Below are 18,522 nucleotides of genomic sequence, written 5' to 3'. Positions count from 1 at the left end.
CATGTTTTCACACGCGGGCAGGCGGCAGATACGTGGAAGTAGGCTGGTTCACATGACGACACCAGAAAAGATTGCCCCTGGTATCAGGCCGCGGCCAGTGGTAGACAGGCTCCCGCGCTATGCCGCCGGGAAGCCGCCCCTCGCCGTCGAGGGCATCACGAGTTACAAGCTGTCTTCGAACGAGAATCCGCTGCCGCCAATCCCTGCCGTCGTGGAAGCCATCGCGGCGCAAACAGACTTCAATCGCTATCCTGATCCGTTGAGTACCAGGCTGCGGACGGCTCTGGCGGGGTTTTTGTCCGTTCCGGCGGAGGACATTGTCACAGGGACGGGGAGCCTTGGTGCCCTGAACCAGCTTCTTGCCGCATTCGCCGGGCAAAATGAGGACGGTAAAGCAGACGAGGTGATCTACGCATGGCGCTCATTTGAGGCGTATCCCATTTGTGTAGGACTGGCCGGCGCCGAGAGCATCAGGGTCCCCGTGACCCCTGAAGGGCGCCATGACCTGGAGGCGATGGCCGCGGCAGTTTCGGCGCGGACCAAAGTTATTCTCCTCTGCACCCCCAACAACCCCACCGGACCGAGCTTGGGCGCCGAGGAGACGGAGCGCTTCATCAACACCGTGCCGTCGGACGTGATTGTGGTGATCGACGAGGCCTATCAGGAATTCGTACGCGACAGTCATGCTGTCGAGGGCATCGACATGTACAGGAAGTACCCCAACGTAGTGGTGCTTCGGACCTTCTCGAAAGCCCATGGGTTGGCAGGCCTTCGGGTGGGGTACAGCATTTCCCAGCCACATCTCACGCAGCACCTGCGGGTGGCCGCCACTCCCTTCGCTGTCTCGCAGATAGCGGAAACTGCAGCCGTGACCTCCCTGCAGAACTTCAGCCAGGTTGTAGAAAGGGTACAAGTGCTGGTGGACGAACGGGACCGGGTAACGGCGGGCCTCAAGGAACTGGGATGGTTCGTTCCTGAGGCCCAGGGAAATTTTGTCTGGCTTAACCTGGGCCAAAACAGCTCGGATTTCTCCCGTAAGGCGGAAGAAGCAGGACTCTCCGTCCGGGCCTTTGGGGACGAAGGTGTACGCGTCACCATTGGAGAAACAGAGGCGAACACCCGGTTCTTGGAACTCTGTGCGAACTATACAAAAGCCCCACAGCGTTCCTAGCGCTTAACGAGGCGGCTTCCGCTACCTTACTGCGGATAAAGTAAGGATCAGTAAGCCACAATATATGCTCCGATGGGAATATATTCCCCGAAGAGCATATATCCCAGCGACATTGCAGCGCATTCTTATGCGGCAAGCGAGGAGACGGTATGGGCGCCACACATCTGCCCTCCACCGAGTTCGACGGAACCGAGGTAGACGACCAGCTCGAGGCGGAAGCCGAGGCGGCCATGGGGGAACCCGATGCCCAGATGGTGCAGCTGCTGGGACCGGACGGAACCTTGGGCAGCGATCCTGTTTTTTCGGAGTACGCCAACAAGCTCGACGCCGGCAAGCTCCGCGGTTTTTATGCGGACATGGCGGCCATCAGGCGGTTCGACCAGGAGGCCACAGCTCTTCAGCGGCAGGGGCAGCTCGCGCTCTGGGTCCCGCTGACCGGGCAAGAGGCAGCCCAGATCGGCTCAGGCCGGGCCAGCCAGCCCCAGGACTACATCTTCCCCACCTATCGCGAGCACGGCGTGGCCCTGACCCGGAACGTCGACCTGTCCGAACTCCTGCGGCAGTTCCGCGGTGTCTCCAACGGTGGATGGAACCCCAAGGACACTAACTTCCATCTCTACACGCTGGTTCTTGCCGCCCAGACCCTCCATGCCGTGGGCTACGCGATGGGGATCCAGCGCGACCAGAAGCTCGCCGCCGCCTCGGATCCGGCGGGAACGGAGCCGCCTGCCGCCGTCGTTGCCTACTTCGGTGACGGTGCCAGCTCCGAGGGTGACGTGCATGAATCCATGGTTTTTGCCTCCTCGTACAACGCTCCCGTGGTGTTCTTCTGCCAGAACAACCATTGGGCTATCTCGGTCCCCAGCGCCGTCCAGACCCGCATACCCCTCTCCAACCGTGCTAAGGGTTACGGCTTCCCCGGCATCCGCGTGGACGGCAATGATGTCATCGCCGTACATGCTGTGACGGAGTGGGCGCTGGAGCACGCACGTTCGGGCAAGGGGCCTGTTTTGATCGAGGCTTTCACCTACCGGTTGGGCGCGCACACTACCGCTGATGATCCCACCAAATACAGGCTCTCCGCTGAGGAGGATGCCTGGCGGGCGAAGGATCCTCTCGCGAGGCTCGAGGTCTATCTGCGCGCCGCTGGCCTGGCAGATGATGCCTTCTTTGAGCAGGTCAAGGCCGACGGCGATGAACTCGCCTCATATGTGCGGCGCACCACCCACGATCTTGAGACGCCTGACATCCGGGCAGCCTTCGCGAACGCCTATGTGGAATCGCATCCGCTGGTGGCTGAGGAGCTCGCCTGGTTCGAGCAGTACAGCGCAGGATTTGAAGATGCAGCTGAAGGGGCGGCGCACTGATGACCACCATGACCATCGCGAAGGCGATCAACGAAGGCCTCCGGGCTGTATTGGCCAACAACCCCAAGTCCTTGCTCATGGGCGAGGACATTGGACCCCTCGGCGGCGTTTACCGCGTCACTGACGGGCTGATCGGTGAATTCGGCGCCGACCGAGTCGTAGACACACCCCTCGCTGAGTCCGGCATTATCGGTACAGCAATCGGGCTGGCCCTGCGGGGCTACAGCCCGGTCTGCGAAATCCAGTTCGACGGCTTTGTGTTCCCGGGGTTCAACCAGATCACCACCCAGCTGGCCAAAATGCATGCGCGCAGCCACGGCAACCTCACCGTTCCCGTAGTGATCCGCATTCCGTACGGCGGCGGCATCGGATCGGTGGAACATCACTCGGAATCGCCCGAGGCGCTCTTCGCGCATACCGCAGGCCTTCGCATCATCACCCCGTCCAACGCCCACGACGCGTACTGGATGATCCAGCAGGCAGTGGAGTGCCAGGACCCCGTTATCGTCTTTGAGCCCAAGCGCCGGTACTGGCTCAAGGGCGACGTCGACATCCAGGCCCCCGGGCTCGCCGATGATCCTTTCAAGGCCCACGTGATCCGGGAAGGTCAGGACGCCACCGTCGTTGCGTACGGGCCTCTCGTGCCGGTTGCCCTTGCAGCGGCAAACGCGGCGGAGGAAGACGGCCGCAGCGTCGAAGTCATCGACCTGCGTTCCATTTCCCCCATCGACTTCGAAACCGTCACGGAGTCCGTAAAAAAGACCGGCCGGCTGATCGTGGCCCACGAGGCCCCCACCTTTGGTGGAATCGGCGGCGAGATCGCCGCACGTATCAGTGAGCGGGCGTTTCTGTCGCTGGAGGCTCCGGTGATCCGGGTGGGAGGCTTCCACATGCCTTATCCCGTAGCCAAGGTGGAAGAGGATTACCTGCCGGACATCGACAGGATTCTTGAGGCGCTGGACCGCGCCCTGGCCTACTGAATCCAGTCTGCAGCAAGTTCCAACGCCGCCCTTGATCGTTTCGAAACCGAGGACTCCATGACTCTGAACAAGTTCAACCTTCCCGATGTGGGCGAAGGGCTGACCGAGGCTGAAATCGTCTCCTGGAAGGTGAAGGCCGGAGACACCGTGGCTATCAACGACGTCCTTTGCGAGATTGAAACCGCTAAGTCGCTCGTCGAACTGCCGTCGCCTTTCGCCGGTACCGTGACCGAACTGCTGGTCCCCGAAGGCGTGACCATCGACGTCGGAACCCCGATCATCAGCGTCAGCGACGCCATTGCCGGGGACCCCACTCCCGCGGACGTGCCGGCCCCCGCCCTCCGGACAGCAGAACCCGCCGCTTCGACGCCGGCCGTGCCGCTGTACGGCAAGCTGCCGGAGGATACTCCCGGCACGGGTCCGGAGGCTGGCGGACCGTTGGTCGGATCGGGTCCCAAGGCCGACGCCGTGAAGCGCCGGCCGCGGAAATCCTCGGGCATGGGCGTCCCGGCGGATGCGTCCGTAACGCCTGTTCCTCCTTCTGACATGCCGGCCGCCGTCGCGCCTCCTCAGGTCCAGCGGATGGAAACTCCGGAGGCCGCGGCCACGGCTGGCGCCGTCCCGGACGCCGACCGCCAGACTCTAGGCGGCACCATCAGCGGGCTGGTGAACAAGGTCCTCGCGAAGCCCCCTGTCCGCAAAATTGCCCGGGATCTTGGTATCGACCTCTCCGACGTCGTTCCTACAGGCGCCCGCGGCGAAGTTACGCGTGAGGATCTGGTGAGCTACCAATCGCAGCGCGACGCCGAATTGGATAAAGCCGATTCGTTCTGGGGCAAGTCCGGCAAGCCGCAGGACCAGCGCATCGAGCGCATCCCGGTCAAGGGTGTCCGCAAGGCGACGGCCAAGGCGATGGTGGAGTCGGCGTTCTCGGCCCCGCACGTCAGCATCTTTGTGGATGTTGATGCAAGCCGGACCATGGAGTTCGTGAAGCGGCTCAAGGTATCACGTGATTTTGAGGGCATCCGGGTCTCCCCCCTCCTGATCCTCGCAAAGGCGGTCATTTGGGCTGCCGCGCGTAATCCCAGCGTCAATGCCACCTGGGTGGACAGCACCGACGGCAGCGATACAGCCGAAATCCACGTCAAGCACTACATGAACCTGGGTATTGCCGCCGCTACACCGCGGGGCCTCATGGTGCCCAACATCAAGAATGCGCAGGATCTCTCCCTCAAGGAGCTGGCCCTGGCCCTCAACGACCTGGCAACCACAGCACGTGCAGGCAAGACCCAGCCGGCACAGATGCAGGGCGGCACGCTCACTGTCACGAACATCGGCGCGCTGGGAATTGATACCGGCACACCCATCATTAACCCGGGCGAGGTAGCCATCGTTGCCTTCGGCACCATTAAGCAGAAGCCATGGGTGCTGGATGGAGAGGTCATCCCGCGCTGGATCACCACTCTGGGTGGCTCCTTTGACCACCGGGTGGTGGATGGGGATCTTTCGGCGCGGTTCATGGCGGACGTCGCGGCCATCCTCGAAGAGCCTGCCCTGCTGCTTGACTGAACGAGGGCTTAGCTAGCTGATGGTGACGGCCAGCGAATGGTGAACGCGGACCGCTGTTCCGCGGAGTAGTCATGGCCGGAGTGTGGTCGCTCCTCCAGTGACTGATGGCAACCGGAGGAGCTTCACGCGAAGGTGAGGAAGTGGGGCGGCCTCAGGCGACGTCGTCCGTCTTGGCAATGTAGACATCGCAAGGCGCGCTGTGAGCAACGCTGTTGGCCACGCTGCCCAGCACGCGGCCAATTCCCCGCATACGACGATTGCCCACCACGATCATCCGGGCGTCACTCCGCTCGGCTTCATTGATCAGTGCCTCGGCCGGCTTTCCGCGCGCCGCGGAATAAGTCACGTTCAACTCCGGTGTCCGCAGGCGATCGGCGACGCCGCGGGCAACTTTCTCCGCTGCACCGGCATCGGAGACGATCCACTGGTCGCTCCCGCTTCCGAAGACTTCAGTGCGGTCGCTGTCGAACGCACTCACCACGTGGAGGGTGGCTCCCATGGAAGCGGCGAGACCTGCGGCCGTCTCGGCAGCCTTCATCGCCGTTTCACTGCCATCTACGCCGACAACAATAATTCCGGTCATATTCCTGCTCCTTTAAGTCGATGCATCTCCGGGCTGAGCCCGGGATGGTTTTCAGGCTACAGTGCTGCAATTGCTTCCCGCATCACGGGTGCCAACCTGCGGACACCTTTGTCTATGGCTTCGGGTGGAACCGCGCTGAAGGCAAGCCTGAGCTTGTTGGAGGGTTCAGTCGAATGGGTGAATGCTGCTCCGGGAATGAAAACAACCCCCGCCTCGATGGCCTTGTGAAGCAGCGGATATGTATCCACTCCAACCGGAAGCGTAACCCAGACGAAAAAACCACCCTCGGGCCGCGTCCAGCTCATGCCCTCAGGCATGTGCTGTTCGAGGGCAGTCAGCATTGCCTGGCAACGCTCCTCGTAGAGTCCGCGGTACGTGCGGATCTGCCCCTTCCAGTCAAAGTCCCGCAGGTAGGCAGAGACCAGCATCTGGTTGAAGGCAGGGGGGCACAGCGTTACCGATTCGGAGGCCAGATAGTAGCGGCGCTGAAGGTGTGCCGGGACCAATGCCCAACCCACACGCAATCCCGGCGCGAAGATCTTGGAGAACGAGCCGAGGTAAATCACGTCGTCCGGGTTATCCTTCCTCAGCGGGGCCAGAGGCTGCCCGTCGAAGCGCAGAAGACCGTAGGGGTTATCTTCCAGAATCAAGATATTTGCGTTGCGGCATATATCAACTATCTCTTGGCGGCGCTCCTGGGCGAGAGTAATGCCTGACGGGTTGTTGAAGCTGGGGATGGTGTAGAGGAACTTGATTCTCTTCCCGGCACTTTGCAGAGCAGCGATTTTCGCGCGCAGCAATTCAGGGACAAGGCCATCTTCGTCCATGGGAACGGTTTCCACCTGCACCTGGTACGCCTCAAAGGCATTCAGAGCACCCACATAGGTTGGATTCTCTACGAGGACGACGTCGCCGGGGTTGCAGAAGACTTTTGCGGCGATGTCCTGGGCCGACTGCGACCCGGCCGTGACAACCACGTTCTCCGGAACGGCGTCAAGGATTCCCTCCTCGGCCATGACCCCGCAGATCTGTGTCCGCAATTCCAGGGAGCCCTGGCCGCTGCCGTATTGAAGCGCGATCATTCCCTGTTCGGCGATGATGGCGGCGGCTGTTTCTGCGAGCCGGTCCAGCGGGAGTGACTGCAGGTACGGGTTGCCTCCGGCCAATGAGACCAGCCCGGGGCGCATGGAAATGTCAAAGACATCGCGTACGGCTGACTGCTTGATGTTGGCGGCGCGCTCCGAGAAGAGTTCCTCGTGGCGGTGGGCGGACGTGGCCGCTCGTTCGATTGCTTCAACGGCTTCAGCGGGCAGCAACTGTGCTGCGGCATCCAGTGTCTCGTGGCTCACATTCCTCAGGATACAACCATCAGTTGCTAAGTATGCAACCTCTGTTGCCTTTCGGTGAGGTTGGGATGCCGACGCTCCCGCCTGCTGCAGATTTAGCGAAGGCTGAGGACCTCGGCCAGTCGCCGTCCGTTGATGTAGATTTCCGCCCGTGTTGCACCTACCGCCGTGACGGCTGTCTGTGTCAGCTGGGCCTCAATCCTGGGGATGTCGCAGGTACCCGCAGGACTTACAGTGCCACTAAGGTTCACCACCACTGTGGATCCGTCGAAGTAACCCGAGACGAAGCTGAGCGTGGAAGAGGCCAAGGAGTTGTAGAGCCCGTCAGGGGCGGAGCCGCCGCCGCTGCTCCCAGGCAGAAGGGCCTGAAGAGCGGATTGGAGTGGTTCGTTTGCGAGTGGGGCGGCAAGGGGTACTGACACCAGGCTGTCGTTGCAGCCGAAGCGGACTCCGCCACTGCCGCCGTCGTCGAGCATAACGAAGTAGGCCGTTCCGGACTGCCGGGCACTGGCAGCGGGAGCCGGAGGATTACCCGCAGGAAGCGCGGCCCCTTGCGTAGGGGAGGGTTCAGGCGGAAGAGCCGGGCCTGGCGACGACGAGGCCGTGGATGCAGACCCTCCTGACGTGGTGCCTGGCGGTGGCGTTTCGGCTGCAGGCTCCTGATAAGGCCCAGCCGTTCCGCGGGGTGCCAACTGAGGGCTGCCCCCTTCAGCAGGCTCCGTTACAGGGGTTGGTGCCGGCTGGGCTTCCGGCTCGGGTGCGGCAAGAGCGGGCGCCGGTGTCAGCTGGCTCAGTGCTGAACCTTCCGCAGCGCCCGTGGTGGAGCTGGTGTCCGACGAGGTGCAGCCTCCGAGCCACAGGGGAATTGCCAGGCAGCAGGCCAATCCCGCTACCCTCGTGAAACCCTGCGAGGTCCTCATGACAACCCGCACCTCCAGCCCCGTTGCAATCCGTATATCAACGTTACGGCTCAGCGGGGAGGGGCGGAATATGTTTCAGATGACGGTTCGGCGACAGCTGTGTCACGGTTTAATACGTCTGGCCCTCAGGGGTCAGGGTTGAAATGCAGAACGCCTCCCGGCTGCCTGAATCGGCGGCCGGGAGGCGTCGTACATCAGCTGGAAAGATCAGGCAGCGGCGACTGGGCTGCTCTCAGCAATCGCATTGAAGACATCCTTGATCTGCCCGACGATTTCGGCGTCGTCCTTCGGATGGATTTCAGCAAAGCGCACCACGGAACCCGGCACGGCGAGCTTGACGCCCTCAATGACCTGGGCGCCGGCGATGCCTACAGCCTTGCGGGTCTCATCCTGGGCCCAGACTCCGCCGAACTGACCATAAGCGGTTCCGACGACGCCGGTCGGCTTGCCGGTGAGGGCGCCTGCGCCGAACGGGCGGGACAGCCAGTCGATGGCGTTCTTCAGGGAGGCGGGAATGGTGCCGTTGTGCTCGGGGGTCACCAGCAGCAGGGCATCGGCATCGGAAGCGGCGGCCCGCAGTGCTGCCGCAGCGGCCGGCACCTGGCCTTCGACGTCGATATCCTCGTTGTAGAAGGGGATGTTTCCCAGGCTTTCGTGGATGATGACCTCGACCTGCTCCGGGGCGTTGACCTGGATGGCCTCGGCAAGCTTCTGGTTGGTGGACTCTGCGCGCAGGCTGCCGACGAGGGCGAGTACGGTGCTCTTTGACATGAAAAACTCCTTCTGTCTGGCCACCGGAAGGCGGCGGCCGGTTGGTTAGGAGGCCTTGTGGGCCCTTCACCTGATCTAAACGGACTGCGGTCCGGATCTTATTCCCGGGTCTAGAATGTTTTTTGTGAGCCTTATCCCAATCCGCTCCGGATCCCCGGGTGAGGATTCAGAGCGCAGCGACGCCGCCCGGAACCGGGAACGCCTGCTTGTTGCGGCACGTGAGCTCCTGGACGAGTGCGGGGTGGGGTCTCTCACGATGGACAAGCTTGCTGTTCGCGCCGGCGTGGGCAAAGGAACTGTCTTCCGCCGCTTCGGCAGCAAGGCGGGACTGATGATGACGCTCTTGAGCGACGCCGAGGCAGACTTCCAGCGGAAGTTTATGTTTGGGCCTCCTCCTTTGGGGCCGGGGGCACCGCCACTTGAAAGACTTGTGGCCTTCGGAAGTGGCCGGATCGGCTACATTCTCGAGTTTGGCGACCTTGCGCGCCTCGCGGAAACATCCACACGGAACAAGTTCGAGGTGCCCGCCGTGCTCCTCTGGCACAGCCATCTCGAGATGCTTTTGAGGGCCGCGGGGATGAACGCCGACCCGTACCTCATGGCGGGAGCACTGAGCGCAACTCTTGATACCGACCGGATTCTCCATGCCGTGAGGGCACAAGGAATAACTCCCGAGCGGCTGGCGGAATCGTGGCGCGAGCTTGTCACACGGGTGGTTCGCCAGGATTAGCCCGCCCCTGAACGCTCCCTCACGTTTCGGGGGTTTTTTGGGGACGCTCCTTCACGTTTCGGGGCTTTGGGGGAACCCTCCTTCACATTTCGCGGGTTTTGGGGGAACCCTCCTTCACGTTTCGTCCGCCGGGGGTGCCTAGCGGTCGGGATGTGAGGGAGGGTTTGGGAATTTGGTCCCGGATGTGAGGGAGGGTTGGGGAAATTTGGTCGGGATGTGAGGGAGCGTCCGGGGGTAGCGTTGCTCCATGACTACAGACTCTTCCGTTCACGCCGGCCGGCCAGCCCCCATCCGAACGGCGGTGGCCGGGTATGGGTTGTCGGGCAGCGTTTTCCACGCCCCGCTGATCGCGGCCAATCCTGCTTTCTCCCTCGAGGTCATTTCAACCTCCGACGCCGGCCGGAAGTCCGCCGCCTCCGAGCGCTACCCGGCGACGAGGGTTGTGGACACCCCCGAAGACATCCTCGGGATAGCCGGGGAGCTCGACCTGCTGGTTCTGGGCACCCCTCCGGCAACCCACTTTCCGCTTGCGAAGGCTGCCTTGGAAGCGGGCCTCGACATCGTGGTCGACAAGCCTTTTGTAGTGAGCAGCAGTGAAGGCGAGGAACTCATCGGACTGGCCGAACGCCTTGGGCGCGTACTCACAGTCTTCCATAATCGCCGTTGGGACGGAGATTTCCTCACTCTCAGGACCATCCTCGCCGACGGCGCCCTGGGACATGTGGCCCGATTCGAATCTCGGTTCGAGCGCTGGTCGCCCCAGATTTCCAAAGCCTGGAAAGCTGAAGCGACGGCCGAGCAAGGAGGAGGGGTTCTGTTTGATCTGGGTACCCACCTTCTGGACCAGGCGCTTCAGCTTTTTGGCCCGGCCACGGTCACTCACGCCGAACTCCAGATCAGGCGCCCCGGCGAAAACGTGGACGACGACGCGTTCCTGGCCTTGCGTCACGACTCCGGCGTCACCAGCCACCTCTGGATGAACATGCTGTGCGCGCAGCAAGGTCCCCGCTTCCGGCTTTTGGGCAGCGACGGCGGGTTCACCAAGCACGGCGTGGACCCCCAGGAACCCTACATCGTGGCCGGTGGAAGCCCGCTGGACCTCGACTATGGCCTCGAAGCCCCTGAGTGGGCCGGGACCCTCGGCCGCGACGGCCACCTCGACAAGCTGCCAACGGAACGTGGTGCCTACCCCGAGTTCTACCGGCTCCTGGGGGAAAAGATCCACGACGGCGGGGCCTCCTCTGCACTTCCCCTCCCGGTCAACCCCCAAGACGCAGTCGCCGTCCTCAAATTAATAGAAAAGGCCCGGGAGCTGGCTTAACCCCACCGACTGCTCCGTTAGTGCCCCTTGACGCATCAAAAGGCACTAATGGAGCAGTCGATGGGAAAATCAGGCGCTAACCAACTGGTGCCAATCTGCGACGAGCGGCAGGTTGTGTGCCTCCGACACGGAATGGTGGGCCACATGGCCGGCGGCGATGTTGAGGCCGGCGGCCAGTGCGGGATCCTTCTCGAAGGCCGCCTTGACGCCCAGGTTCGCCAACGCGACGCCATAGCGCAGGGTGACGTTGGTGAGCGCGTAGGTGGAGGTGTTCGGAACGGCGCCGGGCATGTTGGCCACGCAGTAGAAGATTGTGTTGTGGACCTTGTACGTGGGCTCCTGGTGCGTTGTGGGGTGGGTGTCCTCAAAGCAGCCACCCTGGTCCACCGCGATGTCCACCAGAACCGAGCCCGGCTTCATCCGTGCAACGAGCTCATTCGTCACCAGCTTGGGTGCCTTGGCTCCCGGGATCAGCACGGATCCGATCACCAGGTCAGCGTCCACTACTGACTTTTCAATCTCGTATTTGTTGGACGCCACCGTCTTCAGGCGGCCCTGGTACTGGGCATCGAGTTCCCGGAGGCGGGGAATGTTGATGTCCAGGATGGTGACGTCCGCCCCAAGCCCGAGTGCCATCGCCGCGGCGTTGGTTCCGGCTACTCCGGCGCCGAGCACCACAACCTTGGCAGGACGGACTCCCGGTACGCCGCCCAGCAGCACACCCTTGCCTCCGGCTGGGGCCATCAGCGAAGCGGCTCCGACCTGGACCGACAAGCGGCCTGCCACCTCAGACATGGGGGCCAGGAGTGGAAGTGTGCGGCCTTCCTGCACCGTTTCGTAGGCGATGGCAGTGACGCCGGAGTTGATTAGTTCTTGGGTCAGTTCCGGCTCTGCTGCCAGGTGCAGGTAGGTGAACAGAATGAGCCCTTTGCGGAACCGGTGGTATTCGGCCTTGATGGGTTCCTTGACCTTCATCACCATGTCTGCGCGGCCCCAGACATCGTCCGGGTCAGTCACGATCTCGGCGCCGGCAATCGCGTATTCCTCATCAGTGATTCCCGAGCCCAGCCCTGCGCCGCGTTCCACCAGGACTGTGTGGCCGTGCATAAGGAATTCGTGAACTCCAGCAGCGGTGATGGCCACGCGGAATTCATTGTTCTTGATCTCTTTGGGGATACCGATGATCATTTTGGGCTCCAGGTTCGGCGGCTTTGTAAGGGCCAGGATGGATCTGTGGATGTGATTCCAGAATAAATCCGGTTGTGAGGCACACGACATGGAAATTATCGGGACAGAACTCAACTTCCGCCTGTTTTCGCGGGTTTGCGCAGATTGACCTCGACATTTGTCGAAGCCTCTAGCGTCAACTGTCGCCTCCTGTTCGTGCAGGAAGGTGGGTTGCCGAGGCCGCATGAGCAGTACTGTTGCAGCATGCGGGTACAGGATGTGGAACAGCTCGTCGAGCACGTGGCACTCAAGTTGGGGCGGGGGCTTTCCCTTGAGGACCTCGACGGTGTCCTGCTCGCTTACAGCTCCAACCAATCCCACGCCGACCGCGTGCGGGTGAACTTCCTGCTGAGCAAACGGGTCCCGGCGGATGTCAGCGCCTGGCAGCTTTCGCACGGGATCGCGACGGCGGTGCGTCCCGTCGTCGTGCCTGCCAACGAGGACCTGGGGATGCTGGGCCGCGTCTGCGTCCCGCTGCTGGTGCGCGGTTTCCGCGTGGGATATCTGTGGGTCCAACAGGACCTTGAAGATGAAAGCGCGACGGCGATCCTGAGTCAGCTGCCCGGCGTCCGGGACGAGTTGGAGGTGCTGTCCGGCCTCCTGCTCGAGTCCAACACGGCAGAATCAGAGTTCCGCCGCCGACGTGAGCAGGAATTCCTTAAGGCGTGCGCCGGGGAGAGCAACGCTGTGGCGGCCGTCGCCGGCTGGAAGGAAGTTCAGGGCAAGGGGCCTTGGCAGTTGGTGACCATCATCGATGCCGATGGCTGGACTGAAGGCCCGGATCCGATCGCGTCCACCCTCATCCACAGGTCTGCTGCGCTGCAGGCAACCATCGGAGTGGATTCCACCCTGTTCAGTGCTGGCACGGAAACCCATGCTGTGGTGCTGTTCCGGGAGTCCGTCGGCCGGGCCAGCCACGCGCAGGTCCTGGTGCATTATCAGCTGGAGCTGGCCAAGCGTGCCGGGCGGCCCGTGCAGCGGATCATCCTTGGCTGCAGTGAAGGTTTCAGTAAGCCGCGGGAGCTGAACGAGGCCTATCGTCAGTCGAAGCAGGCGGCGCAGGCAGCAGCAGTTGATCCGCAGCTCGGAGAGCTGGTGGACTGCCGCGATACGGGGATGTACCAGCTGCTCGCCTCAGCCGGGGGCGGCACAGGAGCGTGGGCAGATGCAGGTTCCGTGTACTTCCATCTCCTGGAGGACCACGACCGCAACGGAGAGCTTCTCCCCGTGCTTGAGCTGCTCTACGACAATGACGGTTCGGTCCAGGATGTTGCTGACAAGCTGCATCTGCATCGGAGCAGCATCTACAACAGGCTCGGCAGGATCCGGCAGGTGCTGGGAGTTGATCCGCTCAAGGGAATGGTGCGGCTGGAACTCCACGCGGCCCTCAAGGCGCGGCGTTGGGCCTCCCGCCCACGCATCTGATTCCGGGCCACGGCCCTCGCTTGGGCCCGGCCTGCCGCGTACGAAGAGCTAGCCGCCAAACACCTTGCTTTCCAGGAAGCTGTTGCGGAATTTGTGCTCAGGATCCACCCGTTCGGCCAGCGAAATGAAATCTGCGAAACGGGGATACAGCGGCGCGAGGGCTGCTGCATCTGCCTGGAAGAGCTTGCCCCAATGCGGCCTGGCTCCCAGCGGGGCCAGCCTCTCCTCCATCAGCGGAAGGACCTTCTCAACAGCTGCCTGCTCGGGCTTCCAGGTGAAGTGGAGGCCCACTGTTGCCTGACCGTAGGCAGGGCTGAGCCACAGCTGATCGGCGGCGATGGTGCGGATTTCCGAGACCTGCAGCAGGGGAGTGATGTGCTCAGAGAGTCCCCGGATTGCGGCGATGGCCTCCGTGGCGTTCTCCCGTGCCACGAAGTATTCGCTTTGCAGCTCGGCCCCACTGCTTGGCGTGAAGGCCATCCGGAAGTGTGCCAGGCGCTCGGACCAGGGCCCGGGAACGCCTAGCTGCTGGGTGCAATCCTCGCCTGAGAAGCCGGGCAATGGGTGCATTGCTCGAAGGGCCGGGGAGCCGCCGTAAAAACCGGCGCTGTATGCGGCGTTGGGGACACCGCCGTCGTACCCGCGGCTCTTCAACCAGGATTGCGCCACCGTCTCCCCTTGCCAGTCTGTGAACAGACTCACGCTGTAGGCACTGCCGGTGACGGCGTCGATATCCGCGAGCACCTGCTCCCAGGAGAGTGCCTCGAAAACGTCCTGGCGAACAGAGAAGGTGGGCTCGATGTCCAGGGTCACCTGCGTGACGATGCCCAGGGCGCCGAGTGCCACCACCGAGCCGTCGAAGTCGGGGTCTCCGCGGCGAAGTCTGCGAAGGTTCCCGTCGGCCCCAATCAGCTCGAGTTCAGCTACCGAGGTAGCGAGATTGCCGTTGCGATCGCCGGATCCGTGCGTTGCCGTGGAAATGGCGCCGGCTATGGAGATGTGCGGCAGTGAGGCGAGGTTGGGCAGGGCAAAGCCGTTCCGCTCCAGCTCCTCCGCCAGGGTCCCGTAACGCGTTCCGCCTGAAACTGTGACGGTCCGCGCTGCAGGGTCAATGGTGATGGCGGGGTCCAAGGCCTCCAGCGAGAGCAGGGCCCCCGCGGAATCGGCAATGGAGTTGAAGGAGTGGCGGGAGCCAAGGGCCCTGATGTTCGGGGCGCCGGCGACGAGTTCCTGCGCTTCCTGCACCGAGCCTGGCCGGTGGATCACGGGAGCTCCGTAGCGGTAGTTGCCGGCCCAGTTCAGTTCATCAAGCTCCGTGCGCATAACTCCCTTTCGTGCCGCAGCCCGTGGCTCCGACCAAATTGTTACCGCTCACAATACTGCTTAGGCACCCAGCGTGCTGTCAATGACCGGCCGAGGTGCGGTCAGGCTTCGGAGTTTTCCGGGTCTTTCGACGCCTCCGATTCCTGCGATTCCACGGACTTCTTCTGCGTCTCCAGCCAGGCCATGATGTCCGTCAGCCGGATCCGCCGGTGCGTGCCCCTGTACTGCACCGGGATCTCGCCACGATCTGTCATATTGCGCAGATAGGTATGCGATATCCCCGCGAGTTCGGCCGCACGCGAGGTGGTGAGCATTTCCTCCACACTGCTGACGGTGACGGCGTCGCCCTCACTGAAACGCGTCAGGACGTCGACGACGGCGTCCCTCGCCTGCGGGGGCAGCCGGTGGACAGTGCCGTCGACAAAGACAGTGATGTCGTGGCTGCCCTCGAGGGCTCGCTTGAGCTTGCGGGCATCGTCAGCGGGCAGTGCGCCTGTGACCCGTGGGGCTATCAGTGCCATGGCTGAATACTAACCCGGCTGTATCCGCCCGGGGGGACACGGGCTGCCCGGGCGGCTGAGCCCTACAAGCCCAGCTCCTCCAGTACGGGCAGCTTGGCACGGACCCATGCCCGGGCTTCGGTAGCGCTGGGAGCGGAAAGGGCCAGCTTGGCCAGTTCCTGGGCCTCGGCCAGAGTGACGGTCTTCAGCACAGCGGCAACTGCGGCCAGGGAGCGGGCAGTCATGGAGAGTGTGGAAACACCCAAGCCTGTGAGGACAACGGCCAGGGCTGGGTCGGCTGCCGCTTCCCCGCAGACGCCAACGGGCTTGTTGTTGCCTTCTGCCACCGACCCCTCAACCGTCAGTCCGACCAGCCGCAGCACCGCCGGTTGCCAGGGTGTGTTGAGGCCCGCGAGGGGACCAAGCTGTCGGTCGGCGGCCATGGCGTACTGCGTGAGGTCGTTGGTTCCCAGGCTGGCAAACCCGACCTCCCGCAGGATCGCTTCGGCTGTCAGAGCGGCCGAAGGAACCTCCACCATTACGCCAGGGGTGCTGATTCCCGCGTCGGCGCACATGGAGGCGAAACGCGCAGCCTCTTCCGCCGTCGAGATCATGGGTGCCATCACCCACACGTCGGCTTCGGAGTCTTTCGCCGCCAATCCAATGGCCTCAAGCTGGCGGTCCAGGACGCCGGGAGTGGTGAAGTCGGTCCGGTAGCCGCGGACCCCGAGGGCCGGGTTCGGTTCTGTGGCGTCGGTGAGGAACGGGAGGGGCTTGTCGGCACCGGCATCGAGGGTCCTGAGCACAACTTTCTTGCCCGGGAACGCATCAAAAACGCCCTTGTAGGCCGCCGCCTGCTCTTCGACACTGGGCTCGGTATCGCGTTCGAGGAAGCAAAATTCGGTGCGGAAGAGCCCTACTCCCTCGGCGCCGAGGGCAGCAGCAGCCACAGCATCCTTAGCGCCTCCCACGTTGGCGAGAAGCGGGACCAAGTGACCGTCCGCCGTCGAACCCGTACCGCTGAACTCTGCCAGCAGCGATGCCGTTGCCGCCCACGCCTCCGCGGAAGAACGCAGTGACTCGTCGGGCTCCGCGGTGACGGTTCCGGCTGCGCCATCGACAAAAACTTCGGTGCCGTCCGGCAGTTCATCGACGCCAACCGCGGCAACGACGGCCGGCAATCCGAGAGAGCGGGCAATGATGGCTGTGTGGGACTGGGGCCCGCCGCCTGCAGTTACCAGCGCCAGGATCTTGTTGGGGTCGAGGGTTGCGGTATCGGCAGGTGCCAGGTCCTCGGCCACCAGGATGAACGCAGTGTCTGATTCGGGGATGCCGGGCGCGGGGACTGCGCGCAGTTCAGCGACGATCCTGGCCCGCACATCCAGGACATCGGTGGCGCGCTCGGCCATGTAGCCGCCGAGATTGAGCAGCATCTCAGAGACAGACGCCCCTGATTCCCAGATGGCGCGTTCGGCGGACGTTCCCCGAGCGATCAGTTTGCCTGCGCCCTTGATGAGCATGGTGTCGGTGGCCATAAGTGCAGTGGCTTCCAAGACGGCCTTGCCATCCCCGGTGGCCTTGACGGCGCGCTCCTTGAGCTCATCATGCACTGCCTTAGCTGCTGCTTTGAGTTGCGCCGTGGCCTCCTCTGCGGAGATCCCCTGCTGCAGTTGCTCACCAGCAATGGGTTCGCTGATCGGTTTGGGCATCTGGCGGATGGTGCCAATAATGCGGCCGGGGCTTACGCCTACTCCTGGGAAGTTCTGCACTGAAGGTCCTCATTCTCTGCCGGTAACCATGCTGCGTCGTCGGATGCTGGAAGTCGGTACTGCTACGTCCGACGGTAGCTGCTTTGCCTGAAAAAAGTTCTGAAAAAATTGTATGTGATGCACTTCATATAGCAACGCTATAGGTGCTAGGGTAGCGGCTATGAGTTTCGATGGCCAGTTACCGCCTAAGGCGAGACTGCTGCGTGCGGCGGCTGAATTGCTCGCCAGATCAGCGGGAGCGCCTGTATCCACGCGGCAGATCACCCAGCTGGCAGGGGTTACGGCACCCACGCTGTATCACCACTTTGGCGACAAGGAAGGGCTGTTCGACGCAGTTGTTACAGCTGGCTTCGAAGAATATGTAAAGGGCGAACGCGACTTTGCCCCGTCCGGCAAACCGTTGGAGGATATCCGGCGGATGTGGGACAACCACGTCGAGTTCGGGCTCAACCAGCCCGAGCTGTACCTCGTGATGTTCGGCAATATCCGGCCTGAAAGACGTCCCTCCATCGTGGCCGATGCTGAAGCCCTGATGGAGGAAATGCTGAACAAGGCGGCCGTCACGGGCCAGCTCAACGTGCCTCCACGGGAAGCGGCCAGAAGCATTCTGGCAGCCAACGTCGGTGTCACTCTCATGCTCATCGCGGAGCCGATTGCAGACCGCAACCTTGAACTTTCCACCATGACGCGGGACGCCATGATCTTCGCGGTGTCCACGGACGAGGCCAAAGAGGCGGCACCGGATGATTCCGGCAAATCATCAGTGGTGGTTGCCGCCATTGCCCTTAATGCCGCGCTCCAGGCCTCGCACTCGGATCAGCTCTCAAGCTCAGAACTCAAGCTCTTCCTCGAATGGCTTCACCGCATCTCTAACAGCTCCGGCAGCCTCCGCGCTGCCACAGGGGTCGACGCGCCTGCATCCGAAGCCAGAGAAGGTGGGTCAAAGATCCTTGCCTCGAGCAGCGTGATCCTCCATGGGACGGCCACTACCCGGGATGCCGCAATTTTTGAAGCCGGCAGCTTGCTGTTGGACCGCGGTGCAGTGGACAGCGGCTACATCACGGCTATGCACGAGCGCGAGGAAGCGGTCTCCACCTACATGGGCAGCTACCTCGCGATCCCGCACGGTACCAACGCCGCAAAGGATCACATCAAAAAATCCGCGGTTTCCGTGGTCCGTTATCCGCACGGCATTGACTGGAACGGTAAAGAGGTCAAGTTCGTGGTCGGTGTCGCCGGCATCAGCGATGAGCACCTGTACATCCTCTCCTCAATTGCCGAAGTCTTTGCTGAAAAGGCCCAAGTGGCACAGCTTGAAGCCGCAACATCCGTGGACGAAGTGCTGGAGCTGTTTGCGAAGGTCAACTCCAGAGGCGCCTAAGACACATCCCTGACCCTCCCTCACCTTTCGCAGGTTTTTGGCGAACCCTCCTTCAGTTCGAGGGAGAGCATTCGCGCAGATAGAGCGAAAGGTGAGGGAGGGTTTTCAGCCCCCTACTTCGGTGGGGAGACAAACAGGG

General features: G+C 62.7%; 15 protein-coding genes and 2 pseudogenes. 9 read left to right on the top strand and 8 right to left on the bottom strand.

Annotated elements, in window-relative coordinates; all coding sequences use genetic code 11:
- The first annotated feature begins 52 nt into the window (after positions 1-52).
- The 4 genes from hisC to RIN13_RS05645 all read left to right on the top strand — a co-directional run bounded on the left by hisC (position 53) and on the right by RIN13_RS05645 (position 5,087).
- Positions 53-1,171, top strand: coding sequence for a histidinol-phosphate transaminase (gene hisC, locus RIN13_RS05660; RefSeq protein WP_309106365.1), 1,119 nt, complete (start codon positions 53-55; stop codon positions 1,169-1,171).
- A gap of 149 nt (positions 1,172-1,320) precedes the next feature.
- Positions 1,321-2,538: a pyruvate dehydrogenase (acetyl-transferring) E1 component subunit alpha gene (gene pdhA / locus RIN13_RS05655; RefSeq protein WP_309106364.1), complete on the top strand. Its 1,218-nt coding sequence runs from the start codon at positions 1,321-1,323 to the stop codon at positions 2,536-2,538.
- Positions 2,538-3,518, top strand: a complete 981-nt coding sequence (locus RIN13_RS05650) for an alpha-ketoacid dehydrogenase subunit beta (protein ID WP_309106363.1) — start codon at positions 2,538-2,540, stop codon at positions 3,516-3,518. The genes pdhA and RIN13_RS05650 overlap by 1 nt, the downstream gene beginning before the upstream one ends.
- 57 nt (positions 3,519-3,575) lie before the next feature.
- Positions 3,576-5,087: a 2-oxo acid dehydrogenase subunit E2 gene (locus RIN13_RS05645; protein WP_309106362.1), complete on the top strand. Its 1,512-nt coding sequence runs from the start codon at positions 3,576-3,578 to the stop codon at positions 5,085-5,087.
- A gap of 151 nt (positions 5,088-5,238) precedes the next feature.
- Here the strand turns inward: RIN13_RS05645 and RIN13_RS05640 are convergent, their stop codons facing one another.
- The 4 genes from RIN13_RS05640 to RIN13_RS05625 all read right to left on the bottom strand — a co-directional run bounded on the left by RIN13_RS05640 (position 5,239) and on the right by RIN13_RS05625 (position 8,707).
- Positions 5,239-5,670 (bottom strand): universal stress protein, encoded by a 432-nt coding sequence (locus RIN13_RS05640; RefSeq protein ID WP_309106361.1) that lies wholly within the window; start codon positions 5,668-5,670, stop codon positions 5,239-5,241.
- Positions 5,671-5,726: 56 nt separating this feature from the next.
- The gene (locus tag RIN13_RS05635; RefSeq protein ID WP_309106360.1) at positions 5,727-7,019 is read right to left on the bottom strand and encodes a PLP-dependent aminotransferase family protein; all 1,293 of its coding nucleotides are present in this window, start codon (positions 7,017-7,019) and stop codon (positions 5,727-5,729) included.
- Between the two features lie 92 nt (positions 7,020-7,111).
- A complete protein-coding gene (locus tag RIN13_RS05630) occupies positions 7,112-7,936 on the bottom strand; it encodes a GerMN domain-containing protein (RefSeq protein WP_309106359.1) in 825 nt (274 codons plus the stop codon).
- A 207-nt stretch (positions 7,937-8,143) separates the two neighbouring features.
- A complete protein-coding gene (locus RIN13_RS05625) occupies positions 8,144-8,707 on the bottom strand; it encodes an NADPH-dependent FMN reductase (RefSeq protein ID WP_309106358.1) in 564 nt (187 codons plus the stop codon).
- Positions 8,708-8,831: 124 nt separating this feature from the next.
- Here RIN13_RS05625 and RIN13_RS05620 point away from each other — a divergent pair, with 124 nt between their 5' ends.
- Complete coding sequence (locus RIN13_RS05620; RefSeq protein WP_309106357.1) at positions 8,832-9,437, top strand: helix-turn-helix domain-containing protein; 606 nt, start codon at positions 8,832-8,834, stop codon at positions 9,435-9,437.
- Between the two features lie 247 nt (positions 9,438-9,684).
- Complete coding sequence (locus RIN13_RS05615) at positions 9,685-10,758, top strand: Gfo/Idh/MocA family oxidoreductase (RefSeq protein ID WP_309106356.1); 1,074 nt, start codon at positions 9,685-9,687, stop codon at positions 10,756-10,758.
- 69 nt (positions 10,759-10,827) lie between these two features.
- Here the strand turns inward: RIN13_RS05615 and ald are convergent, their stop codons facing one another.
- Positions 10,828-11,946 (bottom strand): alanine dehydrogenase, encoded by a 1,119-nt coding sequence (gene ald, locus RIN13_RS05610; RefSeq protein WP_309106355.1) that lies wholly within the window; start codon positions 11,944-11,946, stop codon positions 10,828-10,830.
- 243 nt (positions 11,947-12,189) lie between these two features.
- Between ald and RIN13_RS05605 the strand changes: the two genes are divergently transcribed.
- Positions 12,190-13,410 carry a helix-turn-helix domain-containing protein gene (locus tag RIN13_RS05605; RefSeq protein ID WP_309106354.1) on the top strand — a complete coding sequence of 407 codons (1,221 nt, stop codon included), beginning with the start codon at positions 12,190-12,192 and terminating at the stop codon, positions 13,408-13,410.
- A gap of 48 nt (positions 13,411-13,458) precedes the next feature.
- On the opposite strand, the gene RIN13_RS05600 is transcribed toward RIN13_RS05605, so the two are convergent.
- The 3 genes from RIN13_RS05600 to ptsP all read right to left on the bottom strand — a co-directional run bounded on the left by RIN13_RS05600 (position 13,459) and on the right by ptsP (position 17,002).
- A complete protein-coding gene (locus RIN13_RS05600; RefSeq protein ID WP_309106353.1) occupies positions 13,459-14,733 on the bottom strand; it encodes an FAD-binding protein in 1,275 nt (424 codons plus the stop codon).
- A gap of 101 nt (positions 14,734-14,834) precedes the next feature.
- Positions 14,835-15,254, bottom strand: a complete 420-nt coding sequence (locus RIN13_RS05595) for a helix-turn-helix domain-containing protein (protein ID WP_309106352.1) — start codon at positions 15,252-15,254, stop codon at positions 14,835-14,837.
- 62 nt (positions 15,255-15,316) lie between these two features.
- Entirely contained in the window at positions 15,317-17,002 is a 1,686-nt protein-coding gene (gene ptsP, locus RIN13_RS05590; RefSeq protein ID WP_309106351.1) for a phosphoenolpyruvate--protein phosphotransferase, read from the bottom strand.
- 160 nt (positions 17,003-17,162) lie between these two features.
- Between ptsP and RIN13_RS05585 the strand changes: the two are divergent.
- Positions 17,163-17,882, top strand: a pseudogene (locus tag RIN13_RS05585) (TetR/AcrR family transcriptional regulator); the annotation flags it as partial.
- Positions 17,883-17,942: 60 nt separating this feature from the next.
- Positions 17,943-18,383: pseudogene (locus RIN13_RS05580) on the top strand (PTS sugar transporter subunit IIA); the annotation flags it as partial.
- Positions 18,384-18,522 lie beyond the last annotated feature (139 nt).

This window comes from Arthrobacter sp., from assembly GCF_031179985.1.
In the GTDB taxonomy this organism is placed as follows: Bacteria; Actinomycetota; Actinomycetes; order Actinomycetales; family Micrococcaceae; genus Arthrobacter.
This window is presented reverse-complemented; position numbering and strand designations above follow the sequence as displayed.

What these genes read in the sequence shown, in the direction of transcription:
- ald (WP_309106355.1), bottom strand. Translation starts at nt 11,946, where the DNA reads ATGATCATCGGTATCCCCAAAGAGATCAAGAACAATGAATTCCGCGTG.
- RIN13_RS05640 (WP_309106361.1), bottom strand. Translation starts at nt 5,670, where the DNA reads ATGACCGGAATTATTGTTGTCGGCGTAGATGGCAGTGAAACGGCGATG.
- RIN13_RS05595 (WP_309106352.1), bottom strand. Translation starts at nt 15,254, where the DNA reads ATGGCACTGATAGCCCCACGGGTCACAGGCGCACTGCCCGCTGACGAT.
- RIN13_RS05605 (WP_309106354.1), top strand. Translation starts at nt 12,190, where the DNA reads ATGCGGGTACAGGATGTGGAACAGCTCGTCGAGCACGTGGCACTCAAG.
- hisC (WP_309106365.1), top strand. Translation starts at nt 53, where the DNA reads ATGACGACACCAGAAAAGATTGCCCCTGGTATCAGGCCGCGGCCAGTG.
- RIN13_RS05615 (WP_309106356.1), top strand. Translation starts at nt 9,685, where the DNA reads ATGACTACAGACTCTTCCGTTCACGCCGGCCGGCCAGCCCCCATCCGA.
- RIN13_RS05630 (WP_309106359.1), bottom strand. Translation starts at nt 7,936, where the DNA reads ATGAGGACCTCGCAGGGTTTCACGAGGGTAGCGGGATTGGCCTGCTGC.
- RIN13_RS05600 (WP_309106353.1), bottom strand. Translation starts at nt 14,733, where the DNA reads ATGCGCACGGAGCTTGATGAACTGAACTGGGCCGGCAACTACCGCTAC.
- RIN13_RS05625 (WP_309106358.1), bottom strand. Translation starts at nt 8,707, where the DNA reads ATGTCAAAGAGCACCGTACTCGCCCTCGTCGGCAGCCTGCGCGCAGAG.
- RIN13_RS05645 (WP_309106362.1), top strand. Translation starts at nt 3,576, where the DNA reads ATGACTCTGAACAAGTTCAACCTTCCCGATGTGGGCGAAGGGCTGACC.
- pdhA (WP_309106364.1), top strand. Translation starts at nt 1,321, where the DNA reads ATGGGCGCCACACATCTGCCCTCCACCGAGTTCGACGGAACCGAGGTA.
- RIN13_RS05650 (WP_309106363.1), top strand. Translation starts at nt 2,538, where the DNA reads ATGACCACCATGACCATCGCGAAGGCGATCAACGAAGGCCTCCGGGCT.